General features: G+C 47.1%; 16 protein-coding genes. 13 read left to right on the top strand and 3 right to left on the bottom strand.

The features are described from left to right. Window positions 1-17: 17 nt before the first annotated feature. Together JW727_05915 and JW727_05910 are read left to right on the top strand one after the other, a co-directional pair. Window positions 18-1,391, top strand: coding sequence for a hypothetical protein (locus JW727_05915; protein MBN2095559.1), 1,374 nt, complete (start codon window positions 18-20; stop codon window positions 1,389-1,391). A gap of 1 nt (window position 1,392) precedes the next feature. Beyond that, window positions 1,393-2,778, top strand: coding sequence for a hypothetical protein (locus JW727_05910; GenBank protein MBN2095558.1), 1,386 nt, complete (start codon window positions 1,393-1,395; stop codon window positions 2,776-2,778). A 7-nt stretch (window positions 2,779-2,785) separates the two neighbouring features. On the opposite strand, the gene JW727_05905 is transcribed toward JW727_05910, so the two are convergent. Both JW727_05905 and JW727_05900 read right to left on the bottom strand, forming a co-directional pair. Further along, on the bottom strand, window positions 2,786-3,166 hold the full coding sequence (locus JW727_05905; GenBank protein ID MBN2095557.1) for a hypothetical protein: 381 nt from the start codon (window positions 3,164-3,166) through the stop codon (window positions 2,786-2,788). Window positions 3,167-3,231: 65 nt separating this feature from the next. Next, complete coding sequence (locus tag JW727_05900; protein ID MBN2095556.1) at window positions 3,232-4,110, bottom strand: hypothetical protein; 879 nt, start codon at window positions 4,108-4,110, stop codon at window positions 3,232-3,234. A gap of 98 nt (window positions 4,111-4,208) precedes the next feature. On the opposite strand from JW727_05900, the gene JW727_05895 reads away from it, so the two are divergent. From JW727_05895 to JW727_05875, 5 genes are all read left to right on the top strand, one after another. After that, complete coding sequence (locus tag JW727_05895) at window positions 4,209-5,702, top strand: flippase (protein ID MBN2095555.1); 1,494 nt, start codon at window positions 4,209-4,211, stop codon at window positions 5,700-5,702. Window positions 5,703-5,915: 213 nt separating this feature from the next. Beyond that, window positions 5,916-6,263 carry a hypothetical protein gene (locus JW727_05890; protein MBN2095554.1) on the top strand — a complete coding sequence of 116 codons (348 nt, stop codon included), beginning with the start codon at window positions 5,916-5,918 and terminating at the stop codon, window positions 6,261-6,263. Between the two features lie 28 nt (window positions 6,264-6,291). Then, on the top strand, window positions 6,292-8,592 hold the full coding sequence (locus JW727_05885) for a ribonuclease H-like domain-containing protein (GenBank protein ID MBN2095553.1): 2,301 nt from the start codon (window positions 6,292-6,294) through the stop codon (window positions 8,590-8,592). Between the two features lie 44 nt (window positions 8,593-8,636). Then, window positions 8,637-9,095, top strand: a complete 459-nt coding sequence (locus JW727_05880; protein ID MBN2095552.1) for a hypothetical protein — start codon at window positions 8,637-8,639, stop codon at window positions 9,093-9,095. Window positions 9,096-9,336: 241 nt separating this feature from the next. Beyond that, entirely contained in the window at window positions 9,337-9,612 is a 276-nt protein-coding gene (locus JW727_05875; protein ID MBN2095551.1) for a hypothetical protein, read from the top strand. Between the two features lie 8 nt (window positions 9,613-9,620). On the opposite strand, the gene JW727_05870 is transcribed toward JW727_05875, so the two are convergent. Then, window positions 9,621-9,845 (bottom strand): 50S ribosomal protein L37ae, encoded by a 225-nt coding sequence (locus tag JW727_05870; GenBank protein ID MBN2095550.1) that lies wholly within the window; start codon window positions 9,843-9,845, stop codon window positions 9,621-9,623. A gap of 37 nt (window positions 9,846-9,882) precedes the next feature. On the opposite strand from JW727_05870, the gene JW727_05865 reads away from it, so the two are divergent. From JW727_05865 to JW727_05840, 6 genes are all read left to right on the top strand, one after another. After that, window positions 9,883-10,383, top strand: a complete 501-nt coding sequence (locus JW727_05865) for a hypothetical protein (protein MBN2095549.1) — start codon at window positions 9,883-9,885, stop codon at window positions 10,381-10,383. A 112-nt stretch (window positions 10,384-10,495) separates the two neighbouring features. Then, a complete protein-coding gene (locus JW727_05860) occupies window positions 10,496-11,074 on the top strand; it encodes a hypothetical protein (protein ID MBN2095548.1) in 579 nt (192 codons plus the stop codon). Between the two features lie 37 nt (window positions 11,075-11,111). Beyond that, window positions 11,112-11,732: an archaeal proteasome endopeptidase complex subunit beta gene (gene psmB, locus JW727_05855; GenBank protein MBN2095547.1), complete on the top strand. Its 621-nt coding sequence runs from the start codon at window positions 11,112-11,114 to the stop codon at window positions 11,730-11,732. Window positions 11,733-11,769: 37 nt separating this feature from the next. Then, window positions 11,770-12,390 carry a hypothetical protein gene (locus JW727_05850; GenBank protein MBN2095546.1) on the top strand — a complete coding sequence of 207 codons (621 nt, stop codon included), beginning with the start codon at window positions 11,770-11,772 and terminating at the stop codon, window positions 12,388-12,390. Between the two features lie 43 nt (window positions 12,391-12,433). Beyond that, a complete protein-coding gene (locus JW727_05845; protein ID MBN2095545.1) occupies window positions 12,434-12,931 on the top strand; it encodes a 50S ribosomal protein L24 in 498 nt (165 codons plus the stop codon). Window positions 12,932-13,013: 82 nt separating this feature from the next. Continuing rightward, window positions 13,014-13,532 carry a hypothetical protein gene (locus JW727_05840; GenBank protein ID MBN2095544.1) on the top strand — a complete coding sequence of 173 codons (519 nt, stop codon included), beginning with the start codon at window positions 13,014-13,016 and terminating at the stop codon, window positions 13,530-13,532. The last annotated feature ends 8 nt before the right edge of the window (window positions 13,533-13,540 follow it).

Here is a 13,540-nt window from a genome sequence, read left to right as displayed (position 1 = left end):
ATTTAAGTAATTATACTATGTGGGAAAGAGAAAATGACCTTAGGGTCCTGGAATATGGCCAAAAGCATCTGAATGTAGTTGCCGCGCTGGATGCTGCCGCTGGAGGGCGAGGCCCATATGGAGAGGGGCCTACCACAATATTAGACTGGTATGGCTTTGGCGAAAAGAAACTGAAAGAGGCCTCGGAAGTGTATTCCGGCCCGGAAGCCACAGAAATCCGGAAGTTGGCAAACAGGGGAGAACCCGTGGGGGATTTGGCACGGGAGTTTGCAGATGAGTATGACCTGAAAGCCCTGACAAGGCAGCTGCACGAGATGGCCCTGAAAATAGAAAACCCCTACAAAAAAGGGGTCCGGCTTGGCCAGGCAAAGTCCCTTCGCGCCGTTGCCCACGTGCTTGAATCACAGCTGAAAAAAGGCAAAAGCGACCTGGATTATGAACGTATCGTTGGCTGCATCACAGGGATAGAGCCAGCTCTGATACCTACAAGAGAAATTCTTGAAACCCAGAGGGGAAATGTTCTGGAGCTTATGGGCTGCCCTAGAAACGCAAACCTGTTTGAAGCGGCAAAACGATGGAGGTCTGAGGCAATGCTTCTTGGCGAGGATGAAGTGGGGTGGGCATACCAGGCCTCAGCAAAGGGCATACTTGAAGTATTGAAGTCTGAGGGGTTGCTCCCAGAGGAAGCAAAACTTGATGTAGAGATACTGGGCCAGGCACCATCCCTTGGCTCATTCAGGTACGGAGACGCCTTGGGACAAAGGCCATATGGGAAAACCACTATGGTGAAGTCTGGCACAAAATGTCTGTTTGAGATTATTGCCACAGCTGCCCATGAGATTGGAGGCCATTATACAAGGTATCACCTGGGAAGCGAATATGCTGATCTTACAGGAGACCTGTTTGGAGCAACCGGCACGATAGCGACGAACCAGTGCGCTCTGGATGAGGGGTTTGCAAGTTGCATTGGGAAAGTATTGAAGGGGGATATTTCAGACTGGTGGAAAGACTATTATTTTGGCAGGGAAAGAACCTTTGCGGGAAATTTTGATATTGCGCTTGAGCTGGAAAAATTGCACACCCATTCGTTTGGGCATGCAGCGGCCAGCCATTTTATGAATGGAGTGGGCCAGGAAGAACTCGAAAAGATGTCTCTGGAGTTTGGAGTAGACCCTGACCGGGCAAGAAACCGGGCGGTGGGCTTGTGTGACCCTGCTTCGGTTGGGAAGAGCCTCCTTCATCCCCTGTGCTACAGCAGTTTGTATTACCCAGGAACTACCGCATTGGAGCCGGTTTTAGGCCAAAAAAAAGTCTCAGATTTAAAAGAGACCCTTTGCGGGGAAAACGGCCCGGCAAGCTTATCTGCCCTGTGTACCCCGGGGGAGTTGTAATATGGCAAAATACCGCTGGGAAAAAGAAGCTGACCCGGCAGTCTTGGAATTTGGAAAAGAGCACCTCAATACCGTCGTGCTGCTAGATACAATCTGTGGTGGGGCGGGACCTTATGGAAAAAGCAAGGGCGGAATATTTGACAGTTATGTCCTGGGAGAAAGGCATTTGAAGGACAACTCTCCAATATACTCAGAACCTGCAGCAAAAAGGATAAGAGAACTCTCTGGCAGGGGGGAGTCCTCTTGGGAATTATGCCTTCGGTTTGCAGAGGACCATGACCCGCTTGAATCAACTGACGAGCTTTTGGAAATTGCAGGGGGGATAGAAAATTATCACAAAAGGCAGGTCCGGCTTGATGATGCGACTTCTCTTGCTACAACTGCAAAGGTTAAACTGGATCTTCTTGGCCTTCTGGATTGTCCTTCCTATGAGGATATACTCAAGGGACTTACTGGTCTGGAGACCCCGCCAATACCGACAAATAAAGATTTGGATGGCAGAGAAGGGAGGGTTCTTGAGCTGATGGGCTGCCAGGATGATGACTCTTTAGTCAGGGCTGCAGCAAATTGGAGGTGTGAAATTGGCTCTGTTGAAGGAGATGGGGTTGGAGTAGTATACAGGAAATCCGCAAAAATGATGCTTGATGCGCTCAAAACTAAAGAGATTCTACCCAAACATGCAAGGCTAGACATTGAGATTCTGGAAAAATCTCCCTCTTTGGGCACCTTCCACTACGGAAACGCCACCGGAGATTTGGATTATGGAAAGACCGCTGTGCTTAAGTCCAGCAAACGGAATCACTTTGACCTGGTCGGAATTGCCGCCCACGAGGTGGGAGGGCATTATCCCTGGCACCATTTGAACGCCAGATATGCCAAAAGAACAGGAGACCTGTTTGGAGCAACCGGCACAATTGCAACCAACAGCTCTGCTTTGAACGAGGGTTTTGCCTGCTCTGCTGCTGACATATTCAGGGAGGACGTCTTGACTATTCTCGAAAGGGTTTCCGGAAGAGAGAGGGCGGCTCTGGAGGAGGATTTTGAAATATGGCGTGAGCTAAAGAATCTAAATACCGGAGCCCAGGCCTATGCCTTAAACGGATTCTTTACAGGGAAAATGAGCCCCAAGGAAATCGAAGACCTTTGTGTGGGATATGGGCAAAATCTAAGTAGTGCAAGGGGCATAGTCCAAGCCATATGCTGCCCGGAAAAAATCGGAAAAGACCCAATTTACCCGATTTGCTATGGCAGTTTGTATTATCCGGGACAGCAGGTAGTCGAAAAGCTCCTGAAGGAACAGGGCGGGCAGGCGGTAATTGACAGCTTATGCGGGGAAAAAGGCCCGGCAAGTTTATCTACTCTGTATGGAGAAAGAAGAATTGCTTAGATTTAGTTTAATACCCAAGAGACTCGATGGGCTTTAGCCCAAGAGCTTTTGGAATAGCTACGATATCCCGAAGAAATGCTTCCGTTGACGTATAGCCCATTGCCATACCCAACCAGGGGCCTAAAGGGTCATTTTTAGACACCTCTGCGACAATTTTTGAATGTTTTTCCCGTGGATAGTGCCACACAATATCGACTGCCGGTGAAAGGACCTTTCCTAATCGAGTTGTCATTTCCTTAAGAGCATCTTCAGAATAGTATATCTCTGCCCCCCCATCCAGCAATTCCCCGAAATGTATTCTTAGTCGAGTATAAGTTGGTTCTTTAGGGAGGTCCGGACATATTGCTCTTGCGAGTTCACGAGGTCCTAAAAAATATTGTTCTGCCATATACTACTCTGTAAAAATACATTTTATTTCTTTTTCGGGCACAGCCGGGAACTTCCAATACTACATTATTTCCACCCATTGTTCCGTAGAGAGTATTTAGTGGGATTCTTCGTGTCGGGAAGGTTTTCGCCGATCAACCCTACCATTTCAAAAAAGGGTTCTGCAAAACTTGAGTGGAACTTACTAATGTCCCAAGGGGCAATTTTTCGTTGGCATAGATATTCGGAGGCAATATTGCCTTTATTTTGCCAATTCGAATCAAACTTATTTAGCGTGTGCGGGATTAGTGAGGTGTTGTGGGAGGCATATTCTCCCTCGTGAAGCTCATAGGGTTTCATTCCTTCTTCTATTGCCAACTTCTCAAATTGTCCCAGACCTTCCACATCCAAGCCCCAAGAATAGCAATATTCCAAGAGTGTTGAATTATTGGGTAGGTCGCGGAAGAGAGAGGGATGGTCGTTATATTCAATATTGTGCCTATCGAGGGCAAATGTCGCAAGTTTTTTATGTATCCCCCCATATTCATTTGTTTCGCAGTTATGACCGGGAAATATCTGAATCCTATTATATTGTGGGCTCAGAATAACGACTTCTTTTGGTCCGCCATGAAACCTTACGAAAAATGTCGGGCTTCCAAGAGAAAATGCCCTTTCGTAATCTGATTCTATCAGCTTTTCTTCCACAGGCAGGGGTTTGAATACATACCCTCCATTGACTTCACACCTCTTCTTGTGCCTTTCCCAGATGGCTTGGACATTTGAGTCTGAGGGGTGCTGGACCACAATAGCCCCATAGTTTTCAAGCTTTTTGTGGTGCGGTCGCATAAGCCCGGTCGTACCTTCATTTGGGTGAACACCCGTATAGATAATGATCCTCCGGTCTTCAGGATCGATCTCTCCAATTTTTCCCAGCGTTGCTTCCAAAGAATTTTCACTAATTAGCATAAGTAAGTATATATAAATATATTTTAACCACTAAAAAGTGTCTAGTTAATGAATGGAGAAGGTTCTCGACAGCTAAAGAGTTTAGCTTCAATTCTATTATGGCCGATTACATGAAGCGCGTGGTTTCAGGCGCGGCTTTCCTGTTTGTCTTCAATGTGTTTGGCGCGGGCTTTAGCTACCTCCTGCGCTTTTTGATGACGTCAAACCTCACCCCAACTGATTATGCGCTCTTCTGGTCTTGCTTTTCCCTCATAAGCCTGCTGATGATTTTCTCGGACTTCGGCCTGATGCACAGCCAGATTTACCATGTCTCAAAGTTCCGGGCTGAAAAGAAGTACCCGGAGCTTAGGAGCGCTATAGCTACGGGCTTTGCGATGCAGCTTGTCCTGGGGGTAATTTTTGCCTCAATTGTCATACTCTTTTCCGGGCAGATTGCTTCAAGCTACCTGTCCCAGTACCCAAACTATGAGCTTAGCGTTTTCCTGATACGGGTTCTCGCCCTTGGCGCTTTTATGAACGTATTTTTGAACGTCCTCGTTTCGGTCTTCCAGGGGATGCAGAGGATGAGAACAACCGCGATTTTCGAATTTACACGGCTCTTTTTATGGTTTTCCCTGACAGGGGTTTTTCTTTATTTCGGCTTTTCAACAGCTTCGCCTGCCTTTGGCTTTCTTGCCGGCTACATCCTGATGACCTTCATTTATGCCGTCCCTGCCATGAAGCTGATTCCAAAAGGAAAGTTTCAGGTTGACCCGAAAATCGCAAGGCAGCTCTATACCTATGGGCTTCCTGTAATGGTGTCTCTTGCCATCGGATACATCATTAATTACACAGACACGATAATGCTGAATGTATTTCGCATGACCCCCGCATCAATTGGTTTTTACCAGACTGCCCAGCCAACCGCAACTCTCCTTTGGTTTTTCTCGGGAGCGCTTATCACAGTTCTCTTCCCGATGATTGCTGAGATGAACGCAAAGGACAAAACAGCGATTTCCCAGGGGCTGAACCTCATTTACCGCTACATCTGGCTTGCAGTCGTGCCTGCAGCGCTCATAACGTTCTCATTTTCCGCTGAGATACTGGGCATAATCTTCGGCCCTGCTTACGCCGCCGGCTCGAACGTGCTCAAAATCCTCTCGATAGGCGCAATAATGTTCTCGGTGACGCAGATAAACGGCGCAGTCCTGAACGGGCTTGGTAAGCCCGACGGCTACAGGGATGTCGTTTTCAGGGGAGCGATAATAAACGTAATACTCAATATGATGCTCATACCGGTCTTTGGAATCGAGGGAGCTGCGCTTTCGACGCTTTTCTGCTACTCTGTGATACTTGTTGGCTCTTTCTATGAGCTTCGAAAGTCAGTCAAGCCGAAAATCCCTGTGAAGAGTTGGCTTAAGACCTTGCTTGCGGGGTCAGTGGCGCTGGGGGCGCTCTACTTGGCAAAGGGGCTGGCTTACCCCAGTGTTTACCTGAAAATCATTGCCGGTTTTGCCGTTTTCGGCGCAGTTTACGGCATTCTGGCGTTGCTTATGGGGCTCATTACGATTGAAGAGATTCTTGACCTGGCAAAGAAAGCGGTTTCGAAGTAAATGGCTGGGGCGGAAATTCTCCGGATGCATTTGAAAGATACCTGAAGGAACAGGGAATCATGTACTCCAGAGTGGGGCCTGACTTTACACTAACAATTCCGTGCAGTGGGCCAGATAGTGAACCTCTCAAACTGAAGGCCCACATATACTAGATACTAGTTAATTGTCGAAGGTACACGGCAACTTCATATATTGCCTCAAGGCCAGGTAATTATGGGGAGAAAAAAGACACGAAAGCTCGATACCACTTTTTATGGAAATTCTGAGGAACTTAAGCGATGGATGTTCTATGTTTCTGAAGAGGGCTTACTGCCCGATTTAGGCACATCTGGAAACAAAGGCATCGTTCTTATGGGAGACACACGAAGCCATACCCAGAAGTATCTCCGAAGCACGGATTTTTACAACAACTTAAACCGGCTTTCTATGCTTGCAGTTTCTGAGGGGGTCATTCCTTCTGGAACTCGTGCGCTTGAAAGGCATGGAAACCAGGTTTATCTGGGGCCGCACATGGTAGAGGCGATAAAGCATTACTCCACCCAGTGGGGACTTGCCCGCTAAAAGCTAACAACTGCATCTATCTATAGTTATGTTCTACCCGCTTTATGTGACTTACGAAGTGCTTGAGGGAAAGCCAATCATAAAAGTCCATGGAAGGGATGAATCTGGAAAAAAGAAGGTAATCGAGGATGAAAATTTCGAGCCATATTTTTACATAATTCCAGAGCAGGAAAAGCTTGAAGAGGTAAAGGAAATTATCCTGAATTACGAGCAAAGCCAGAAGGGCGAAACAATCAGGGTAAAGCGGGTTGAAGTTACGGAGAGAATAGAACTCAACAGGAATCTTAAGGTGCTCAAGGTCATCTGCAATCTCCCAAGAGACGTTTCCGCCATAAAGGAAGGCATAAGGGCGCTTCCTGGCGTCCTTCATAAGAGAGAGTATGACCTTCCATTTGCAAGGCGCTATGCCCTTGACAAGCAGATAAATTTTCTCTCGCCTTATGAAGCCAAAGATGGGGTTTTCAGGGAGCTCGAAGGAAAGCCATATGAGCCGAAAGTAGCCGCGTTTGACATAGAGGTCTTAAGCTGCAACTTCAAGCACAAGGAGAACCCTATAATCTGCATAGGGCTTTACAGCGACACAGAGGAGACCGTGTTTACCTACAAGGAGTCGAAGTTCGGAAAAGCCGTAACCCTGAAAGACGAGCGGGAGATGCTCAATGGGTTTTTCGAGGCGGCAGAGGACTATGACGTGCTTGTGTCATACAACGGAGACAACTTCGACCTGCCCTTTCTGCAGGGAAGGTGCAAGGCGCTGGGGATTAACTGCCCGATAACCCTTAGCGCTAGAGGGGCAAAATTCAGGGGGCTGCTCCATGTTGACCTTTACACGGTCGTCTCAAAGCACCTCCGGATGGAAATAAAGACCAAATCAAGAAAGCTTAATGACGTGGCGCAGTTCTTCCTCGATGAGGGAAAGACGGGGCTTGACATTGCAGGAAGCGGAGAGGACATATGGAACTCAGATGACCTGAAGAGAATTGCAGAGCTTTTTGAGTACAACCTGCAGGACTGCAAGATTACTTTCCTTCTGGGGGAAAAATTTCTTCCCCTGGAGTACAGGTTCTCAAATATAGTGGCGCTTGACCTGTTCAATGTCACGCGCATTGGATTTAGCCAACTGGTTGAGGGCTACCTGATGAAGCAGGCAACGGGGCAGGATATACTTATTCCGAACAAGCCCGGAGGCAACGATATCGAAGAGAGGCGCCTTCAGACTTATGTGGGGGCTTATGTCCATAAGCCCGTCCCAGGATTGTACCAAAATGTCTCTGTCATGGACTTCAAGAGCCTGTACCCATCCATCCTGGTTTCCCATAATATTTCCCCCGACACCCTGGACGAGGAAAAGGGCGAGCAGGCAATACGGATAAAAGGGCCAAAGGGCGAGGTCGTGCACCGCTTCAGCAAAAGCCCTGAAGGGTTTATCGTGAGAATTTTAAGGGAAATTATCGAAAGGAGAGCCAAAATGAAAAAGGAAAGCGGCAAAGGGGTGGACGAAAAGGCCCTTAAAAACCTTGCTAATGCTACCTATGGCTACCTGGGCTTTTTTGGCGCCAGGTGGTATTCAAAAGAGTGCGCCGAGTCAATCACAGCGCTTGGCAGGGGCTACATTCAGACAACCATTCTCGAGGCGGAAAAGGCAGGTCTTAAGGTCATCTATGGGGACACTGATTCCCTGATGGCAACGGGCGAAAAGGGGCTTGTAAAGAGCTTTCTTAAAAATGTCAATGACAATCTCCCCGGGATAATGGAGCTTGACTACCAGGGCTTCTACCCAAGGGGCATCTTCGTCGGTGAAGAGGGGCGGGGAACAAAGAAACGGTACGCCCTTATAGACGAATCAGGGAATATCGAGATAAAGGGGTTCGAGTTTGTCCGGGGAGACTGGAGCCGGATTGCGAAGGAAACGCAGATGAGAGTTATTGAGCATGTGCTGGATGGCAAGGCGGAAAAGGCCGTGGAGTTCGTGAAGGAAACCTGCCGCAGGATAAGGAAAGGCGAAATCGAGAAGGAATGGCTTATAATTTCCAGGCAGATGACAAAGTCCCCAGAACGGTATGGAATAATTTCCCCTCACGTAAAAGTCGCGCGTGACCTCAAAAGAAAAGGCGTCTCAATTTATCCCGGATTTGTCGTGAAGTATATCATCACAAGAGAAGGAAAGCTCGTCTCAGACCGGGCAAAATGGTGGGAAGACGCAATGAACTATGACTCCGAGTACTACATCAACAATCAGGTGATCCCTCCCGCCTACAGGATTCTTTCGGTCCTTGGGTACAGTAAGCAGGAGCTGATCGGCTGCCAGACAAACCTGGGGAGTTTCTAGAGGGTTGTTAGCAAAGAGTAATTAATGTTTATCCTACTTCAAATATGGGCAAGGATGAAACCAGTCTTGAAGCCTATTACGGCTATCTCTGTGACAGGTGTGGAGGGCAAAAAATCACCTATAAAACCCTCCCACAACTATTTCCGAAACTAGAATTAATGAATCCTCTGAAAATTGCCCGTTCTCTCGGGGTAGAAACCTCACGGATTTACGGATATCACCAGTTCATGCATCCACGTCCCCCCGGTAAGGCAGATTCTCTTCTACAAACTCTGCATTGCGTAGAGGAAGGAGAGTACCTCACCCCGGAGCAGATTGGTCGTGCAATGGGTGTTAATGGAAGATCTATTCGTGGAATGGACCTTCTCTCAAAGCTGGAGGTCTTGGACAAGCAGATTGTATCGGGGGGAGGAGTCATAAAGCAGGTGAGATATTTTCCACACCCGGCCTACTTGGAAACTGCATGGCCTTATCTGAAAGACGCAGATAAATTGGTCCCCTAAGGCGGCTTTAGATCCTTATCGTCATTTAGCGAAAAAAAGTTTTTGAAGGCATTTATTTGAATTGTATTACATACAGGTGATTAATGTGCAATATCCCAATCCGTATGGTCTCTTTGGTAATCCCTTGGTAAGAGAACTCTCTGGGGAAATTCCCCCTGTAGTAAGCTGGGAATTAGAGGAAGAAAGTATGGAGGGTGGACCCGAAACAGCCATCCACCAGCGCTTAGCCAAGTTTCCGGATATGGAGCGACAGGTTCATTTGGATTGTCTGCACCAGATACTGGAGCTGGAAAATGGATGTAGGCCAGAAATCTACCTTTTTGGATCCGAACACCCTGCAGGGGAACTTTCTCTTATTCTGAAAACCCCTCAGGGTTATGGTGGGGGAGCAGTTTACGGCCGGGTGAAGGATTGTTTTTCTGGAGTGGCACTAGAAGATGGAGAGGAATTTATATGCCTTGGCTACAACAGTTGCATTGGAGATAATTGCAGAAGGGTAAACCTACATCTGGCCTAAATAGAAGGTTACTTTGCAACCTTGAATTCATAAGCGCCTGAGGCGAATTTCTTGCCGCAGTTTTTGCATTCCCAGACTCCAAAGGACTGCCTTAGGACAGAATTCTCCTTTGAGCAGTTGGGGCAGGTGTATTTTGTTTTTGATTGCTCGTATGATTTATTGTACGAAACTCTCAGTTTTTTCCCGTATCTTGGGCCGAATTTGCCCGATGCCGCGACTTTCTTTGTTGCCATAAAATAAGTGGTAAAGGATAAATAGGTGGGTATAGTTATGAGGCATATCAGGAAATCATTGATTTCTTTGTCTATTGCAATAGTTCTGGCGTTCTTCATCAGCTCTGCTGCCAATGCACTGGTAACTCTATATGACGTGGGCAGCAGCTCACAGGCATGCTGGCTTATTGCCGAGCAAACACTTGACCCCAATATTCTGGCCTGCCTTGAAAGAGGCGGCGAGTGGAACCCTGACGGGTACTGTGACTTTGAGCAGGACAATTTCGGCATTTCAAGAGCGGTGCCCACCCTAATGCTGGTCCTGGGCATAATCGCCATGGCGTTTGGCTGGTACGGCTTCAAGGTTGAAACCATCCGGCACGGAGTTGTCTTTGGAGGCGTCCTTTCAATTGCCTATGCGCTCCTTCAGGGTGAGCAGTTTGCCACAATGACTGTTTTGATTGGCATGCTGCTGGTTGCCCTGATTTGGTTTGCAAACAAAGAAGAACTGAACCCTCCAGCCAGAAAAAGAGTGCCGGCAGCCAGGAGGCGAAGATAGGAGCTTGTCCTTTTTATGATTTTTTTGAGTTTTTTTCTGTTCTTTAATGGGAGGTCACTTTGGAATGGCTGAGCGAATGAAAAAATTAAACTATTTATAAGTTTAAGCTATTATGACGGAAGATCCTATTGGCGCTTACAGGCGTATTGAATCTGGAGAGGGCACAATCGATGATTTATTCAAGTGTGCTGGACAGGTTTATGACAAGGTGGTTTCTGCAGCTGAATGTAGCATCTCTAAGAAATATACTGGCAGGGACTTGATGTTGGACCGGATGAATTGTCGTCCTGATAGAATCCTGGCCGCCGCAAAACTTGCGCTGGGGAATAAGTTAATGCCGACTGAAGAAGGCATATTCCGTGCGAGTGAGCACTTCGACAGATATACTAAGAACCTGGTATATCTGACTGGGCTTTTGGAAGAGGCCACACAAGAATACCAAATTGGCTTCAAGCCAAAACTGGATATCCGCAAGTCACCAAGGCATACCTCAAGGGCGGAGAAGGGCTCTCTTAAAAGATTGGAACAATTGAAAGAAGCATTGACCGGTTTAAACCTGCCTACCGACGGACTTTGTTCTCCCGAAAAGATCAGGAGTATAGTGAAGAATATTGATGAAGCGTACAAGTTCAAGTCCGGTGCTCACGGATTGCTTTACTCTGAAAGGGATCTTGAGTGCAATCTCGCCTAAGATGACAGTCTTTTTAAATAAATAACCCGATTATCTTATGGATGCTCAGGAAATGAGATTAAAAACCGGTACTACTACGCTTGGCATTGTCTGCAAGGACGGAGTGCTGCTTGCTTCGGAATCAAAAGCTACAATGGGCTACCTCGTGGCAAACAAGGACGTACAGAAGGTCTTCCAGATAGACGACCGAATGGGCATGACCGTTGCGGGAATGGTTTCTGATGCGCAATATCTTGTAAACCTGATGAAGGCAGAGATTACCCTCTACAAGCTTGAGGCAGGCGAAGAGATGACAGTAAACGCAGTCGCAAACCTTCTTGGCTCGATAATGTACTCCCGGAAATGGTACCCCTTCTACAACCAGATGATTCTTGGAGGAGTTGACAAGAGGGGCTCCCACTTGTTTTCTTTCGACCCTTCGGGCTCGGTTGTCGGGGAGGAGTATGTTTCGACTGGAAGCGGAAGCCCGTTTGTCTATGGCGTTCTTGAAAAAGACTTCAGAAAAGGGATGATGATGGACAAGGCAAAGGAGCTTGCAAAAAGTGCCATAAGGGCAGCGGCTGGCAGGGATATCGCCTCAGGCGGCCACAAGATATGGATTGCAGAGATAACAAAGGAGGGCTTCCGGCTTACAGAAGAGAAATTGACATTGGAATAACTAAAACCCCTTATAACAATTTTACCATTTTTTAGTTATGTCTGAAAGGGATATTGGTATCGCTTCTGCTCTACAAGCTCTTGGAGAGGCGGCAGGGTACGGGTGGCTGGATTATTCTAATCGCAGGAATATCCGGAGCATATTGGGACCCAGTGATGTTGAGCGCGCATTAGTGAAATGCACTCCTGACATAGGGAAAAGATGCAAACGGATGCTGGAGGATGCCCCTACCAATAGTACGGGGGTGACCATCAAAAACCTTTATGCGCTTAGTAATGGCCTATCAGCAGAGTTTCTCTATCCAGCCTTGCAGGAATTCTTGTCAACAAAAATTTATGGAAGGTCCCTTTTAGAAGAAGAAAATCCTACAACAAGAAAGTCACACACAAACAGGATAAATCTTATACTTAGTGACCTTGGGCAGATGGGCGTTTTTGAGACAAGGAATATTGCTTTATCTTCTGAAGACTATGGATGGCTTCTAAAGGGGAGTGAGCCAACACCTGAAGAGTTGATTTTTTTGAAAAAAAACCTCGACCAGCTTCCCGCATATAGACAAGGAATCGTCTACGGCGACCGTATCGGAGGTTGCTGGGATATTTCTCTGCTTCCGGACCAGCCTTACAGATTGACCCGTAGAAGTAGGAGGCAAATCTAACGGCCAGCCAAGAACTCTTATTAATTTTTAATCTATTTAAAGAATGGTACACAAATGCAGCAGGAGTTGGTTTTCGAGCACAAAGCCAAGAAACCAGAGAAAAGCAAGGAGATTTGCCCCTTTACACCTTAGAGAGCGGCTTTTAAGAACTGCCCTTTCGAATGAACTCAGCCAGAAATACGAAACCCGTGCAATGCCTGTGCGGCTTGGAGACAAAGTAAAGGTAATGAAAGGCAGCCACAAGGGAAAGCTTTCAAAAGTCTCCAGGGTTGACCACATTGGGCTCAAGGTGTATCTTGAAGACATAAAGGTTAAAAAAGCAGATGGGCGTGAAGTCCAGATTCCCTTCCAGGCGTGCAACCTGCAGATACTTTCGCTTTTTACTGATGACAAGAGGCGGCTTAAGTCCCTGGAGAGAAAGAAAAAGCGGCTGGCAAAGGAGGGAAAGACCGGGGTGGAGAAAGTGGAGAAGCCAACAGAAAAGGAAAAGCCCGCCAAGAAACCAGAGGGAAAGAAATCCGCACCCAAGGTTGAGAAGTGATGCTTAAATATTCCAAATTTGCAGATGTTATGTTATGGTAAGATGTCAGAAGAATCTATTAATTATTTGTGGGTGATATATTATGTTAGATAGATATAACCCGTTTCCATTCAAAACTGATGTGTTGAGACCCAGCTCTCCAGACCTTAGCAGGGCGCCAAAAGAGAGAATGCCGCCTGGCACGGGTTTGAGACAAGATTCAGACGATGGTTCGGATGATTTCGCCTTAGATCCCGTGCAAGCAATTTTTGGGGTGATGCGGATACCGGAAGAATTGCAACCTTCTGTTAAAGAGGGCATGCTTGAGCTTTACGACAGATTGCCAAAAAAATCGCTGAAGGGATGGCCTACTGATTGGGATCTCTATAAGGCCATTACAAGAATAGACCTGGGCGATCCTATGAGGACATTTAGCGAGTTGTACAAAAGAGTTGGGGAAAAGACTCCCGAACTGCCAGACCTGGCTTTAGACATATCAAAGGAACGTGTCGGCGAATCAAGCTATCTAGTTGAACCCGTTCAAAGAGCGCTCTGTATTTTTTCGGATGCCGCATTGGAAAGTGGCAGGAGGGGAACAGAGGGACTTATTGCATACGTGTAGCAAAACTA

It is taken from the genome of Candidatus Aenigmatarchaeota archaeon (assembly GCA_016932615.1).
Lineage (GTDB): Archaea > Aenigmatarchaeota > Aenigmatarchaeia > QMZS01 > QMZS01 > JAFGCN01.
This window is presented reverse-complemented; position numbering and strand designations above follow the sequence as displayed.